This window comes from Streptomyces sp. NPDC007945 (genome assembly GCF_042958885.1).
Taxonomy (GTDB): domain Bacteria; phylum Actinomycetota; class Actinomycetes; order Streptomycetales; family Streptomycetaceae; genus Streptomyces.
Window position 1 is genome coordinate 907,177 of sequence record NZ_JBIBJV010000001.1, and the last position, 15,032, is coordinate 922,208.

At 76.0% G+C, this 15,032-nt stretch carries 10 protein-coding genes; 7 read left to right on the plus strand and 3 right to left on the minus strand.

Annotated features, from left to right (window positions below; translation table 11 throughout):
* Positions 1 to 18 precede the first annotated feature (18 nt).
* The 7 genes from ACFZCF_RS04160 (at position 19) to ACFZCF_RS04190 (ending at position 12,193) form a co-directional block, all read left to right on the plus strand.
* Positions 19 to 1,344, plus strand: coding sequence for a VWA domain-containing protein (locus ACFZCF_RS04160; RefSeq protein WP_388441053.1), 1,326 nt, complete (start codon positions 19 to 21; stop codon positions 1,342 to 1,344).
* Positions 1,345 to 3,027: 1,683 nt separating this feature from the next.
* Positions 3,028 to 3,759, plus strand: a complete 732-nt coding sequence (locus ACFZCF_RS04165) for an FHA domain-containing protein (protein WP_388441056.1) — start codon at positions 3,028 to 3,030, stop codon at positions 3,757 to 3,759.
* Positions 3,760 to 3,837: 78 nt separating this feature from the next.
* Positions 3,838 to 4,218, plus strand: coding sequence for a globin (locus ACFZCF_RS04170; RefSeq protein WP_388441059.1), 381 nt, complete (start codon positions 3,838 to 3,840; stop codon positions 4,216 to 4,218).
* A 201-nt stretch (positions 4,219 to 4,419) separates the two neighbouring features.
* Positions 4,420 to 7,743: an FtsX-like permease family protein gene (locus ACFZCF_RS04175; protein ID WP_391284475.1), complete on the plus strand. Its 3,324-nt coding sequence runs from the start codon at positions 4,420 to 4,422 to the stop codon at positions 7,741 to 7,743.
* Positions 7,743 to 10,604: an FtsX-like permease family protein gene (locus tag ACFZCF_RS04180; RefSeq protein ID WP_391284477.1), complete on the plus strand. Its 2,862-nt coding sequence runs from the start codon at positions 7,743 to 7,745 to the stop codon at positions 10,602 to 10,604. The genes ACFZCF_RS04175 and ACFZCF_RS04180 overlap by 1 nt, the downstream gene beginning before the upstream one ends.
* Positions 10,601 to 11,548 carry an ATP-binding cassette domain-containing protein gene (locus tag ACFZCF_RS04185; RefSeq protein WP_391284479.1) on the plus strand — a complete coding sequence of 316 codons (948 nt, stop codon included), beginning with the start codon at positions 10,601 to 10,603 and terminating at the stop codon, positions 11,546 to 11,548. Before ACFZCF_RS04180 ends, ACFZCF_RS04185 begins: the two co-directional genes overlap by 4 nt.
* Positions 11,549 to 11,596: 48 nt before the next feature.
* A complete protein-coding gene (locus ACFZCF_RS04190; RefSeq protein WP_391284482.1) occupies positions 11,597 to 12,193 on the plus strand; it encodes a hypothetical protein in 597 nt (198 codons plus the stop codon).
* A 54-nt stretch (positions 12,194 to 12,247) separates the two neighbouring features.
* Here ACFZCF_RS04190 and ACFZCF_RS04195 read toward each other — a convergent pair whose 3' ends face one another.
* The 3 genes from ACFZCF_RS04195 to ettA are packed head-to-tail and all read right to left on the minus strand — an operon-like array spanning position 12,248 to position 15,004.
* Positions 12,248 to 12,910, minus strand: a complete 663-nt coding sequence (locus ACFZCF_RS04195) for a hypothetical protein (RefSeq protein ID WP_388441075.1) — start codon at positions 12,908 to 12,910, stop codon at positions 12,248 to 12,250.
* A complete protein-coding gene (locus ACFZCF_RS04200) occupies positions 12,907 to 13,332 on the minus strand; it encodes an acyl-CoA thioesterase (RefSeq protein WP_388441078.1) in 426 nt (141 codons plus the stop codon). The genes ACFZCF_RS04195 and ACFZCF_RS04200 overlap by 4 nt, the downstream gene beginning before the upstream one ends.
* A gap of 7 nt (positions 13,333 to 13,339) precedes the next feature.
* Positions 13,340 to 15,004, minus strand: a complete 1,665-nt coding sequence (gene ettA / locus ACFZCF_RS04205) for an energy-dependent translational throttle protein EttA (protein WP_150228240.1) — start codon at positions 15,002 to 15,004, stop codon at positions 13,340 to 13,342.
* Positions 15,005 to 15,032: the final 28 nt, after the last annotated feature.

The window sequence follows — 15,032 nt, forward strand, 5'->3', positions numbered from 1 at the left end:
CCGAGGAGCCGAAACCAGATGGCGAACTTCGCCAAGCCGTCCGTCCCGCAGTTCTCGGTCGACGTCCACCAGAACGAGTACCTGCCGGTCGGCGGGCGGGACGTCGACGCCGTCGTCACCGTGACGGCCACCGGCGGCGGCACCAGCGGGGCGCGGGGCGTCACCTCCGGCGGCCCCGCCGGAGTGGTGATCGTGGTCGACTGCTCGGGCTCGATGGACTACCCGCCGACGAAGATGGAGGGCGCCCGGGCGGCGACCGCCGCCGCGATCGACACCCTCCGCGACGGCACGTCCTTCGCCGTCGTCGCCGGCAACCACGCCGCCGTCCCCGTCTACCCCGACCACGGCCGGCTGGCCGTCGCCGGCCCGCGGACCCGCGCCGAGGCCAAGGAGGCGCTGGGGCGGCTCACCGCCGACGGCGGCACCGCGATCGGCACCTGGCTGCGGCTCGCCGACGCGCTCCTCGGCGGGGAGGACCTCGTCATCCGGCACGCGGTGCTGCTCACCGACGGGCGCAACGAGCACGAGACGCCCGAGGCGCTGCGGGCCGCGCTCGACGCCTGCGCGGGCCGCTTCACCTGTGACGCGCGGGGCGTCGGCACGGACTGGGAGGTCAAGGAGGTCACCGGGATCGCCTCGGCGCTGCTCGGCTCCGCCGACATCGTCGCCGATCCGGCCGGGCTCGCCGCCGACTTCACGGCCATGATGGAGAACGTCATGGGCAAGGCCGTCGCCGACGTGGCCCTGCGGCTGTGGACGCCGGTCGGCGCGGAGCTCGTCTTCGTGAGGCAGGTCGCCCCGACGGTCGCGGACCTGACCGCCCGCCGCACGGACAGCGGGCCGCGCTCCGGCGACTACCCCCTCGGCTCCTGGGGCGACGAGTCCCGCGACTACCACGTGCGCGTACGGGTCCCGGCGAACGCCGTCGGGCAGGAGATGCTCGCCGCCCGCGCCTCCCTGATCGTCCCCGACCCGCTGGGCGGCGAGGCCCGGGCGGTGTCCCAAGGACTGATACGGGCCGTGTGGACGCACGACGTGGCGATGACCACGGCCATCGATCCGCAGGTCGCGCACTACACCGGCCAGGCCGAGCTCGCGGACGCGATCCAGGCCGGCCTGGACGCGCGCAAATCGGGCGATCAGGACGGAGCGACCGCGAAGCTGGGCCGGGCGGTGCAGCTCGCGGCGGCCTCCGGGAACGCGGATACCGCGAAACTCCTTTCGAAGGTGGTGGACGTGGTCGATGCGGCGGCGGGTACTGTGCGGTTGAAAGCGAAGGTCGCGGAGGCGGACGAGATGACACTCGAGACGCGCTCCACCAAGACCGTTCGCGTCAAGAGGTAGCCCGGCCCGCCCGGGCCGGACGACGAGAGGGGGAGCACCGACATGCCGACCTGCCCGAACGGACACCAGTCGGTCTCCGACGACTGGTGCGAGGTCTGCGGCCACCGCATGGCCGGGGCGGGTGCGCAGCCGGCCCCCACACCCCCGGGCCCCCCCGGCCCCCCTCCCCCACCCCCGGCCTACGGCTACCCGCCCCAGAACGGCGGCCCCGGCGCCCCAGGCTTCCCCGACGGCCCGAGCGGTGCCGGTCGCCCCGACGGTCCTGGCGGGGCCGGTGGACCCGGCTTCCCCGACGGTCCTGGTGGGGCCGGTCGGCCCGCACCCGGGAGCCCTGGCGGCCCCGGCTTCTCCGACGGCCCGGGTGGAGCCGGTCGGCCCGGTGGTCCTGGTTTCCCTGACAACGCGGGTGGATCGGGCCGACCCGGCGGCCCCGGCTTCTCCGACGGCCCGGGTGGTCCCGGTCGGCCCGGCTTCCCCGGTGCTCCGGGCGGTCCCGGTGGGTCCGGCTTCTCCGACGGTCCCGGCAGGCCGGGCGGACCGAGTGCACCCGGCGGACCCGGCTTCCCCGGTGGCCCGGGTGACTCCGGTCGCCCCGGCGGCCCGGAAGGCTCAGGCTTCCCCGGCGCCCCGGGCGGCCCCGGTGCCTCCGGCGGTCCCGGTGCACCCGGTTTCCCCCACGGCCCCGGCGGGGCCGGTCGACCCGGCGGGCCGGGTGGGTCCGAAGGACCTGGCGGCCCGGGCTTCCCGGGTGGGTCCGGCTTCTCCGACGGTCCCGGCAGGCCGGGCGGACCGAGTGCGCCCGGCGGACCCGGCTTCCCCGGTGGCCCGGGTGACGCCGGTCGCCCCGGCGGGCCGGAAGGCTCGGGCTTCCCCAGCGCCCCTGGCGGCCCCGGATTCCCGGGTGGCCCCGGCGGCCCGGGCGGACCCGGCCACCCCAACGGTCCCGGCGGCGGCTCGAACGCTCCCGGCTTCCCGGGTGCCCCCGGGGCGCCCGGCGGTCCCGGCTTCCCTGGCGGCCCCGGCCCGCAGGGCGGACCGGGCGGCTCGGACGGCCACGGTCCGCAGCGTGGTCCCGGCGGACCTGGCGGCTCAGGCTTCCCCGGCGGCTCCGACGGCCCCGGCTTCTCCGGTGGCCCCGGTGCGCCCGGCGCTCCGGGCGGCCCCGGCTTCTCCGGCGGTCCGGGCGGTCCGGGTACATCGGCCGGTCCCGGCGCTCCGGGCGGACCCGGTGCTCCCGGCGCCCCCAACGGCTCGGGCGGCCCCGGCGCTCCCGCAGGGCCCGGCTTCCCCGGCGGGCCCGGCGCTCCCGGTGGCCCGCGCTTCCCCGGTGGCCCCGGCGCCCCTGGTGGTCCCGGTGCCCCGGACGGTCCCGGCCTCCCCGGCGGTCCGGGTGCTCCCGGGTTCCCCGGAGCTCCCGGTGGCCCCGGCGCTCCGGGCGGTCCCGGCGGTCCCGGCGGTCCCGGCGGCGGCCCCTCGTACCCCGGCGGCCCCGGGGGACCGAACGGCCCCGGCGGCCCCGGCGGCCCGGGCGGGCCCAACGGCCCGGGCGGCCCGGGCGGCCCCAACGGGCCCGGTGGGGCGAGTGGGTTCGGAGGTTCGGGTGGGCCCCGGGGGTTCGGGGCGGATCCGCATGCGACCGCGCAGGCGGAGCTGTGCCCGCAGTGCCGGACGCCTCGCGAGCACATGGCGCCGTTCTGCGAGGAGTGCCGGTGGAACTTCCTGACCGGTACCGCGACCTCGTACACCCCGATCGCGCCCCCGCAGGCGCAGCGTCCTTCGGCGCCGCCGCCCGGGTTCCCGGCCTCCCAGCCGCCGGCGCCCGGGCCGGGCGCGTCGCAGGATCCGTTCGGGTACCACGACTCGCGGCCCTCGCAGGTGAACCGGCCGGCCGAGCCGCTCGGTGCCGAGCCGACGCACCACCAGGCACCGCCGCGCGCGGCCGCCGCCGCCGATGACGACTGGGTGCTGTCCCCGCCGTCGCAGGCGCAGCCCCCGCAGCCTCCTCGGTCGCAGGGGTGGACGGCGTACGTCGGCCCGGACCGCGACTACTTCATGGCGATGATGCGCCGCAGCGGCCCGGAGGCGTCGGGGCTCAACCTGCCCGCGTACGCGCCGCCGAAGCAACTGCCGCTGCAGGGCAACCAGGTGTCCATCGGCCGGCGCCGGCACTCCACGGGCGAGGCGCCGGACATCGACCTGTCCGTGCCGCCGGAGGACCCGGGCGTCTCGCACCAGCACGCCGTGCTGGTGCAGCAGCCGGACGGCTCGTGGGCGGTGGTGGACCAGAACTCCACGAACGGCACCACGGTCAACGGCGGTGACGAGCCGATCCAGCCGTACGTCCCGGTCCAGCTCCAGGACGGCGACCGGGTGCACGTCGGCGCCTGGACGACGATCACCGTCCGGCGCGGCTGAGCACCGGAGGGCCGGGGGCGGGACCGGACAGGTCCTACGCCTCCGGTCCTCCGCCGGTGCGTCTGAGACGATGGAACGGTGAACGAGCAGAGCTTCTACGAGCAGGTCGGCGGCGAGGAGACGTTTCGCCGCCTCGTCCGGCGCTTCTACGAGGGCGTCGCCGGGGACCCGCTGCTCCGCCCGATGTACCCCGAGGAGGACCTCGGCCCGGCCGAGGAGCGCTTCGCCCTCTTCCTGATGCAGTACTGGGGCGGTCCCGGCACCTACAGCGAGCGCCGCGGCCACCCCCGGCTGCGGATGCGGCACGCCCCCTTCGCCGTCGACCGGGCCGCGCACGACGCCTGGCTGCGGCACATGCGCGCCGCGATCGACAGCCTGGAGCTGTCGCCGGAGCACGACGCGCAGTTGTGGCGGTACATGACGTACGCGGCGGCCTCGATGGTGAACACCGAAGGCTGAGACGACCCCGCCTCACCCCCGCCCCACCCCCGCACCGGTACAGACCACTCCGCGCCACCGGATGAACACATTCCGGGGATGAATGACCGATTAACGGTCACGATCGCATCAAGGTCTGTGCGCAAGCGGTTTCCACCGACCCGTGGCCGATGAAAGCATTCCCGGAACGCTTCGAAGATGCGCGAGCGGCCAGGGGGATGGGTGACGGGGTTCGTACTTCTGCGCGTCAGGGCTCACCGGCTGCTGCTCGGCGCGGCCTTGCTGGCCGTCGTCCTGACGACGACCGTGCTCGCCACCCTCGCCGGCTTCTCCTCCTCCCTCGGCGACGCCGCCCTCCAGGCCGGCCTGCGCGACCGCTCGGCCGCCGCCGCGACCCTGCTCGTCTCCGGGCAGGTCCCGGCCGAGCGGCGGGCCGCCGCCGACGCGGCCGTGACCGACAGCGCCCGGCGCGCCTTCGACGGACTGCCCGTCACCGTGCGGCGCCTGGAGTCCTCGGGGTCGTACGCGCTGCCCCGCTCGCTCCAGCCGCCCGCGGCCCGCGCTGGCGACCCGGACCTGACCTACTTCGCGGCGCTCGACCGCGCGCGGCTCGCCCTCGTCCGCGGCGCCTGGCCGTCGGCCGCCCGCCCCGGCGGCGTCGTCGAGACGGCGCTGCCCGAGGAGGCGGCGAAGCGGCTGGGAATCGACCCCGGCGCCGTCCTCCACGTCACCGACCAGCTCACCGAGAAGACGGTGCGGGTCCGGATCACGGGCGTCTACCGGGCGGCGGACCCGGCCGACCCGTACTGGCGGCTCGACCAGGTCGGCGGCCGCGGCGTGCGGACCGTCTCCTTCACCACCTACGGACCGCTGCTCGCCGACCCGGCCGTCCTCTCCTCCGGCTCCCTCGCCCCCGGCGAGACCTCCTGGCTCGCCGCCGCCGACTTCTCCCGCCTCGACACCGACGGCGTCGCGCCGCTGCGCGAGGCGGCGACCCGGGAGCCGGCCCGGTTGCTCGCCGACACCACGGCCTTCGGGACGACGATCAACGTCGTCACCGGCCTGCCCACCGTCCTCGCGCAGACCGAGCGCGCCCTCGCCGTCTCCCGTTCCACCCTCCTCATCGTCGCCGTGCAGCTGGTGCTGCTCGCCGCCTACGCGCTGCTGCTCGTCGCCCGGCTGCTCAGCACCGAACGCTCCGGCGAGACCGCGCTGCTGCGGGCCCGCGGTGGCTCCCGGCGCCGGATCGCCGGGCTCGCCGCCGCCGAGGCGCTGCTCCTGGCCCTGCCCGCCGCGCTCCTCGCACCGCTGCTCACCGGTCCGCTGACCCGGCTCTTCGCCGAACGGTCCGGGCTGTCCGAGCTCGGGGTGCGCCTCGACTCCTCACCCGGCGCCACGGTCCGGCTGGTCGCCGCCGGGGTGGCGCTGGCCTGCGCGGCGGCCGTCGTCGCCCCCGCGCTCGCCACCCGCGACGGCGACGCCGTCAGCCTGCGCAGGGCCCGCGCCGGAACGCTCCCGTGGCCGGTGCGGGCGGGCGCGGACCTCGGGCTGCTCGTCATCGCGGGCATCGCGCTCTGGCAGCTGCGGCGGACCCCGGAGGCCGCCGCCGACGGCTCCGGGATCGACCCGGTGCTCATCGCCGCGCCCGCGCTCGCGCTGCTCGCCGGCACGGTCCTGACGCTGCGTCTGCTGCCGCCCGCCGCCCGGCTCGCCGAACGGCGCGCGGCCGGCGGCCGGGGCCTGTCGGCCGCACTGGCCGGCTGGCAGTTCAGCCGCCGGCCGCTGCGCGGCGCGGGCCCGGTGCTGCTGCTCGTCCTCGCCGTGGCGATGGGCATGCTGGCGATCGGTCAGAGCCGCTCGTGGGAGCGGTCGCAGCACGACCAGGCCGACTTCCGGGCCGGCGCGGCGGTGCGGGTCCTCGGCGCCGGCCCCGGCGACCCCGCCAGGGCCGCGCGGCTCGCCCGTGTCCCCGGGGTGCGCGAGGTCACCCCGGTGTTCCGGACCGGGGTGGACGTCGCCGGCCACCAGGCGACCGTGCTCGCCGCCGCCACCGAGCGGCTCTCCGGCAGCCTCCTCATGCGCGAGGACCTGGCGGGCGGCACGCCGGCCCGGCTGCTCGCCCCGCTCACCCCCCGGGACGACACCCGTCCCGGGTTCGCGGTGCCGGAGGGCAGCCGCTCGCTCGTCGTCGACCTGCGCGCTACGGCGCCGCGCGGCAGCACCGCGGCCCGGGTCACGCTCACCCTGGAGGACGCGAACGGGATCCCGACCCGGCAGCCGGTGGGGCAGCTGCCCGCCGACGGCCGCGCCCACCGCTTCACCCTCGGCCTCGGCCCGCTGTCCTCGGACGGCGTCCGCGCCGACGCCGGTCTCGTCCTCACCGGCATCGAGCTCACCGCCCGCTTCTCCGAGGGCACCGAACGCTCCCAGGCCCTCCGCGTCGACCTGCTCGGCACCACCGCGGACGACGAGGTCCTCCGCACCGCGGACCCGGCGGGCACCCTCTCCGGCTGGTCCGCCGCCTCCGAGCAGTCCCTCGACGGCAACCGGGAGGACGCACGGCTGAACGGCTCGGCCGGCTCCCCCTCGGCGAACGGCGGGCAGCGCCCGTACTCCGTCCCGTACACCCTCCACGGCGACTTCACCGGGACCCGCTCCGCGCTGGCGGAGGAGTACGCGGTGCGGCTGACCGCGCCCGTGCCGAAGCGGCCCGGGCGGCTGCCGGCGATCGCGACCACCGCGTTCATGGAGGCGGCCCGGGCGAAACCGGGCGACACCCTCCAGCTCTCGCTGGGCGGCCGCCAGGTCGGCGTGACCGTCACCCGGGTCGTCGAGGACCTGCCGACCACCGGGACCTCGGGCCGGACCACCGACGCCGAGGCCGCGGTGCACGTGCCCCAGGACGGCGGCGGCGTGCTCCTCGACCTGACCGCCGTCAACCGGTACCTGTCGACCGCCGACGCCAACGCCCCGGTGGCGCCCACCGAGTGGTGGCTGACGCCCGAACCAGGCCGTGCCGACACCGTCGTGACGGCGCTGCGCGACGGGGCCGACGACGAGCCCGGCGAAATCGTCGTCCGCGACGCGATCGCCGAGGACCTGCTCGGCGACCCGCTCGGCGCGGGCCCCCACACCGCCCTCATGGCGGTGGCTGCCGCCGCCGCGGCCCTCGCCGCGGTCGGGTTCGCGGTCGGCTCGGCCGGTTCCGTACGGGAGCGGGCCGCCGAGTTCGCGGTCCTGCGGGCCCTCGGCGCGCCGCGCCGCCGGCTCGCCCGGCTCCTCGCCGCCGAACAGGGCGTCCTGATCGCGGTGGGCCTCCTGGTGGGCGTCGCCCTCGGCGCCCTGCTGGCCCGGGTGGTCGTGCCGCTCGTGGTGCTCACCGGCCGGGCCACCCGGCCTGTTCCGCCGGTCCTGGTCGAACTGCCCCTCGGCGAGGTGGCCCTGCTCCTCGCCGGGGTCGCCGCCCTGCCGCTCGCGGTCGTCGCGGCCATCGCCCTGCGCCGTACCGAACCGGCGGTGACCCTGCGCCACCAGGGAGACAACTGATGTCCGACGTCCCGCGCGAGGAGCCCCGCCCGATGCAGCCCGCAGGCGAGTCCCCCGGCCACCGGCCCGCACCGGCGGCGGGCGGCTCCGAGAAGGCCCACGCCCCGGCCGTCGCCCCCTGGGTGCGGACCCGGCTGCGGGCCGCGCCCGGCGCCGCCGCCGGACTCGCCCTGCTGGTGTTCGTCACGGCCCTGCTCGCCGCCGCGCTGCCGCGGGTGATCGACGCGTACGAGACGGACGGGCTGCGGCACGGCATCCGGACCGCCCCCGCCCACCGGTCCCAGCTGGAGATCACCTACCCGATGGAACAGGGCGCCCGGGTGGCGCCCGCCGTCCTCCGCGAGGACCAGGAGGAGCTGCGGGGCCTGCTGCCCGCGCCGCTGCGCACCGACCCGGAGCAGACCGTCAACGGCATCCGGACGATGACGCCGCTCGCGGGCCTCGACCCGTGGCTGCCCCAGCCGGACCACGCACCGGTCATGTTCTCCCTCGCCTCGCCCTCGGACCTCGCCGCGCACGCCGTGCTGCGGCAGGGCCGGATGGCCAAGGGCGACCCGGCCCGCCCCGAGGCGATGGCGACGACGGCGATGGCCGAGGTCCTCGGGATCAAGCCCGGCTCCGTCGTGCACGTGCCCGGCGCCGCCGCCGAACCGGTCGCCGTCACCGTGACCGGCATCGTGGAGCCCCGCGACCCCGAGCGGCCGTACTGGGTCGTCGAACCGCTGCTCTCCACGCCGGTGCTGGCGCTGACGGTCGAACCGGAGCCGAAGCGCTACTGGCGGGCCGGGCTCCTGCTCGCCCCCGAGTCGGGCTCCGCCCTCACCTCCACCACCGCCACGGTCGAGGTCTTCTGGCGCTTCCCCGCCGCCGCCGGCCATCTGACCGCGCGGGACGCCGGACCGCTCGCCGCCGCCGTGGACTCGGCGCGCAGCGGACCCGCCTCGGCCAGGATCCGTGAGGTCACCGGAGACACCGGCCTGGTCGCCACCGGGCTCGACGAGATCTCGGCGGGGTACGCGGCGGCCAGGGACGCCATCTCCCCCGTCGTCGCCGTCGCCGTCTTCGGCATCGGGGCCGTCGCCGTGGTGGTCGTGGCCATGACCGGCGGGCTCTTCCTCTCCCGCCGGGACGCCGAACTCACCCTGCTGCGCGCCCGGGGCGCCTCCCTGCCCGGCATCGGGCTCCGGCTGCTCGGCGAGACCGCAGCGGTCACGGTCCCGGCGGCGCTGCTCGGCCTGCCGGCCGCCGTCGCCCTGGTCCGCGGCCCCGACACCCCCGGCGCCCCGGCCCTCACCGGTTCCGCGCCGCTCCTGCCGTCCGTCCTCGGCGCGGCCCTGGTGGCCCTCGTCGCGGCCCTCGTGCTGCCGCTCCGGGCCGTGCTGCGGCACCGCAGGCCCCGGCTGCACGGCGCCCGCGAGGACCTGGTGGACGCCAGGCCGTCCCGGCGCCGCCTCGTCGTCGAGCTGACCGTCCTCGTCCTCGCGGCGGGCGCGATCGGCTCGCTGCGGCTGCGCGGCACGGCCGACTCCGGCGACCACCTGGTCAGCGCCGCCCCGGTGCTCGTCGGTGTGATCGCCGCCTTCGTGCTCGTACGCCTCCAGCCGCTGCCGCTGCGCTGGCTGGCCCGCCCGGCCCGCCGGATGCGCGGCGCCGTCGGCCCGCTGGCCCTCGCCCGTGCCGGACGCGCCAACTCCGCCGGCGTGCTGCCGCTGCTCGCCCTCGTCCTCGCGCTGACCACGGCCGCCTTCGGCGGCTCGGTCCTCGCCGGGGTCGCCGAGGCCCGCGACCGTGCGGCACTGCTCTCCACCGGCGCCGACGTCCGGATCGAGGGCGCCACGGAGGGCGTGCCGGTGACGCCCCGGACCGTCGAGGCGGTGCGCGCCGCGAAGGGCGTGCGGGAGGCGCAACCCGTCCAGGTCGAGTACGGCCTCGAACTGCCCTCCCCGATCGCCACCGACCAGCCGATGAGCTCGGCGCTCGTCGCCGTCGACCCGGCCGCGTACGCCCGGCTCGCCGCGGGCGCCGACAACGGCGCCTTCCCCGCCGGGCTGCTCGCCTCCACCGGGAAGGGCGGCCCGGAGGCCGTCGGCGACACCGACCGGGTGCTGCCCGCGGTCGCCTCCCCGGCCGTCGCCGCGCGGCTCGGCGACCGGCCCATGCTGCTGAACGCGGCGGCCGGCGCCTTCCACGTGAAGGTGGTCGCGGTCCGGGACTCCACCCCGGCGGTGCGCGGCGAGAACTTCCTGGTGGTCAACGCCGCCGACGTCACCAACCGGCGGACGACCGTCGTGCTCGCCACCGGCACCCCCGACGGCCCGGCGCTGCGGGCGGCCGTCGCCGCCACGTCGAAGGAGCTGGCGGTGACGCTGCGGAGCGAGACCCGCGGCTCCTACGTGGACTCGCCCCTCCAGTCCGGCGCCGAAGGACTGTACGCGGCGGCGATCGGGGCGGGCGCGGTCTACGCCGTGGTCGCCGTGCTGCTGTCGCTGACCCGGAGCGGGCCCGAGCGGGCGACGCTGCTCGCCCGGCTGCGGACCATGGGCCTCACCCGCCGACAGGGCCGGCGCCTGCTCGGCCTGGAGGCCCTGCCGCCCGCCGTCTTCGCGGCGCTCGGCGGGGCCCTCGCCGGGTGGGCGACGGTGCCGCTGCTCGCGCCGGGCGTCGACCTGCACCGGCTGGCGCTGGCCATGGCGGACGGCGGCGCGGCCCTGGGCGGTACGCGGCTGCGGGCCGACCCGTGGTCGCTGGTCCTGCCGGCCGTGGCCGTGGTCCTGCTGACCGCGGCGGCGGCGGGCGTACAGGCGTGGTGGACGGGCCGGCGCGGCTCGGTGAAGGAACTCAGGGCAGGAGACGCACGATGACGACGACCGCGAACGCGACCCTGGAGGAGCTGGAGCGGCGGGCCACCGCGCACCGCGACCGGCCCTCGTACGGCCATGACGCGCTGATCGCCTGCGACCGCCTGGTGCGGATCTTCACCACCGACGGGGTGGAGGTGCAGGCGCTCCAGGGGCTCGACCTCCTCGTGAAGGAGGGCGAGTTGATGGCCCTCGTCGGGGCGTCCGGCTCCGGCAAGTCGACCCTGATGAACATCCTCGCGGGCTTGGACGTGCCCACCGCCGGCGCCGCCCGGGTCGCGGGCTGCGACCTGCTCGCGATGACCGGAAGGGACCGGCTGCGCTACCGCCGCGAGGTCGTCGGCTTCGTCTGGCAGCAGACCGCCCGCAACCTCCTGCCCTATCTGACGGCCGCGCAGAACGTGGCGCTGCCCATGCAGTTGGCGGGAGGCAGGAGGAAGCGGGCCGGGCGGGCCGAGGAGCTGCTCGCGATGATGGACATCGCGCACTGCCGGGACCGGCGGCCCCACCAGCTCTCCGGCGGCCAGCAGCAGCGGGTGGCGATCGCCGTCGCCCTCGCGAACGACCCGAAGGTCCTCCTCGCCGACGAGCCGACCGGCGAACTGGACTCGGCCACCGGCGAGCAGGTCTTCGCCTCCTTCCGCCGGGCCAACGAGGAGCTGGGCACGACGATCGTCATCGTCACCCACGACCAGGCGGTCGCCACCGAGGTGCGCCGCACGGTCGCCATCCGCGACGGCCGCACCTCCTCCGAGGTGCTGCGCCGCACCGAGGTCGACGCGGAGGGCCAGGAGTCGCTGGTGGCGCGGGAGTACGCGATGCTCGACCGCGCGGGCCGGCTCCAGCTCCCGGCGGACTACACGGCGGCGCTCGGCATGGAGCACCGGGTGGCGCTGGAGCTGGAGCGGGACCACATCGGGGTGTGGCCGGACGACGCGGAGCGCTGAGGAACCGGCTCCGGCTCCGGCCCGTCCCAGTCGGGGGGGGTGGTCGGGATGGGACGCGTTCTGACGTACGCCGGCGCGGTGGCCGTGCCGCTGGGCGCCGGCGTGCTGCTGCACCTGTGGGGAAGCTGGTCGCTGCGGTCGCCGCTGGGCACGCCGACCGCGCTCGCGGTCCTGGTCGGCCTGGCCCTGGCGGGGCTCGCGGCGGCGGCGCACAACGCGCTCTTCCGCGAGGGCGGCAGCGTCCTGGCGCTGGTCCTGCTGCTCGCGGGCCTGGGCGCGGTGTGGATCGAGGCCCGGGACTCGCGGGTGCGCGGGGCGACGGTGGAGTGCGTGGTGGCGGGGAAGGTGCGGGTGACCGACCATCCCACCTTCGGCGAGGGCGCGCCGCAGCCGAAGCGGCTGTACCACCATCCGCTGGACTGCCCGGGCGGCTACCCGAAGGAGTTCGCCTGGGAGGAGAAGCTCGGCGACACGGGCAAGCAGCTCACGATCGCCTACGACCCGGCACGTCGCATGGACCCGGTCCCGGCCGCCGAGAACGTCGCCCGGGGCTCGCTGGTCGTCCCGGCGGTGCTCCTGCTCCTGGCCGCGGCCCTGTCGGTGACGGCGGTCGCCCTGGAGGGCACGGGCGAACGCGTATGGTGACGGCTCGGTGCGCGACGGGCACCGGAGGGCGTCCGGCCTTCAGGGCACGGGGGGCTACGGCGCCGGGGCGACCGTGAGCGCGGCCGGGGTCGTGCGGAGGGCGACGGAGCCGTACGGGGTGCGCAGGCGCAGCCACGGCCCGGCGGCCATCAGGGCGACCGGCACGTCCCGCGGCGGCAGGAAGCCCAGCGACTGGGCGGCGTGCACGGCCCGCAGGGGCAGGCCGGTGGCGCCGAGGACACGGGACCAGATCTCCCGGCCGACGCGGTCGCGCTCGGCGCGGGTGCGCCGCTCCTCGGGCAGCTCCGCGTCCCGGCGGCGGAACTCGGCGACGGCCGCCGCGACCGCCCCGCGCAGCTCCGCCGCGCCCGGCAGGCCCTCGACGGGCCGCCAGCCGGTGCGCGGCGGGAGGACGCCGGCCCACGGCGGGCCGGTGACGGCGCCGGGGACGACGGCCTTGCCGGACGCCTCCTCGACACCGTCGAGGAGCTCGCCGGCGGAGACGGTGACGTCGAGGTCGACCGCGTCCTCCAGACGGGCCGTGCGGATCGCGAGGACCTCGAAGGACGGCGGGCGCCCGAAGACGGCGAGCGCGCCGCCGGCGGCCTGGAGGCGGACGGCGGCGGCGCGGTCGTAGTGCACCAGCCGGCCCAGGAAGGCGGCGAGGGCCGCCGCCTCCCTGGGGTCGGCGAAGTGCAGCGGGGCGAGGACGGTCATGCGGCGGACGTCATCCCGTCGTCGACGTACTCCTGGAGGAAGCTGCGCTCCTCCTCGGAGATGCGGCGCGGTCGCTGGGCCTCCAGGTCGAAGGGCACGACGACCGTCGAGGCCCGTACGTAGGTGACCTCGGGGTCCTTGATCTCGTACGCGATCGTCAGCGACGCCGCGCCGATCTTCGTGACCCACGACTCGACCGTCACCGGCTCGTGCCGGTGGACCAGCGGGCGGAGGTAGTCGATCTCGTGGCGGGCCACGACGGACCCGCCGGAGAAGGACGGGCTGCCGTCCCCCGGTGCCAGCCGGAACATGAAGTCGATCCGGGCCTCCTCCAGGTAGCGGAGGAAGACCACGTTGTTGACGTGCCCGAAGGCGTCCATGTCCGACCAGCGGAGGGGGCAGCGGTAGATGTGTCTCGCCACGACCGCCTCAGCCCCGGGTGAGCTTCTTGTGGGTGGCGCGGTGCGGACGGGTGGCGTCCGGGCCGAGCCGCTCGACCTTGTTCTTCTCGTACGACTCGAAGTTGCCCTCGAACCAGAACCACTTGGAGTCGCCCTCGTACGCCAGGATGTGCGTGGCCACTCGGTCGAGGAACCAGCGGTCGTGGGAGACGACCACGGCGCAGCCGGGGAAGTCGAGGAGCGCGTTCTCCAGGGAGGAGAGGGTCTCGACGTCGAGGTCGTTGGTGGGCTCGTCGAGGAGCAGCAGGTTGCCGCCCTGCTTGAGGGTGAGCGCGAGGTTGAGGCGGTTGCGCTCACCGCCGGAGAGCACGCCGGCCGGCTTCTGCTGGTCCGGACCCTTGAAGCCGAACGCGGAGACGTAGGCGCGGGACGGCATCTCGACCTGGCCGACGTTGATGTAGTCCAGCTCGTCGGAGACGACCGCCCACAGGGTCTTCTTCGGGTCGATGTTGGCGCGGCCCTGGTCGACGTAGGAGATCTTGACCGTCTCACCGATCTTGATCTCGCCGGCGTCGGGGGTCTCCAGGCCCTGGATCATCTTGAACAGCGTGGTCTTGCCGGCGCCGTTCGGGCCGATGATGCCGACGATGCCGTTGCGGGGCAGGGTGAAGGAGAGGTCGTCGATGAGGACCTTCTCGCCGAACGCCTTCGAGAGGTTGTTGACCTCGACGACGACGGAGCCCAGGCGCGGGCCCGGCGGGATCTGGATCTCCTCGAAGTCCAGCTTCCGCATCTTGTCGGCCTCGGCGGCCATCTCCTCGTAGCGCGCGAGACGCGCCTTGGACTTGGCCTGACGCCCCTTGGCGTTGGACCGCACCCACTCGAGCTCTTCCTTGAGGCGCTTGGCGCGCTTCTCGTCCTTCTTGCCCTCGACCTTGAGGCGCTCGGCCTTCTTCTGGAGGTAGGTCGAGTAGTTGCCCTCGTACGGGATGGCGCGGCCGCGGTCGAGCTCCAGGATCCACTCGGCCACGTTGTCGAGGAAGTACCGGTCGTGGGTGATGGCCACGACGGTGCCCTTGTACTTGGCGAGGTGCTGCTCCAGCCAGTTCACCGACTCGGCGTCGAGGTGGTTCGTGGGCTCGTCGAGGAGCAGCAGGTCGGGGGCCTCCAGGAGCAGCTTGCAGAGCGCCACGCGGCGCTTCTCGCCACCGGAGAGGTTGTTGACCGGCCAGTCGCCGGGGGGGCAGCCCAGGGCGTCCATGGCCTGCTCCAGCTGGGTGTCGAGGTCCCACGCCTCGGCGTGGTCCAGGTCCTCCTGGAGCTTGCCCATCTCGTCCATGAGCTCGTCCGTGTAGTTCGTGGCCATCTCCTCGGCGATGGCGTTGAACCGGTCGAGCTTGCCCTTGATCTCCGCGACGCCGTCCTCGACGTTCTCCAGGACGGTCTTGGACTCGTCGAGCTTCGGCTCCTGCATGAGGATGCCGACCGAGTAGCCCGGGGAGAGGAAGGCGTCGCCGTTGGACGGCTGCTCCAGCCCGGCCATGATCTTCAGAACGGTGGACTTACCGGCACCGTTCGGGCCGACCACACCGATCTTCGCACCCGGCAGGAAGCTCAGCGTCACGTCATCGAGGATGACCTTGTCGCCGTGCGCCTTGCGCGTCTTGCGCATCGTGTAGATGTACTCAGCCAAGAGAAACCGTCCGGCAGGAGAGTGAGTG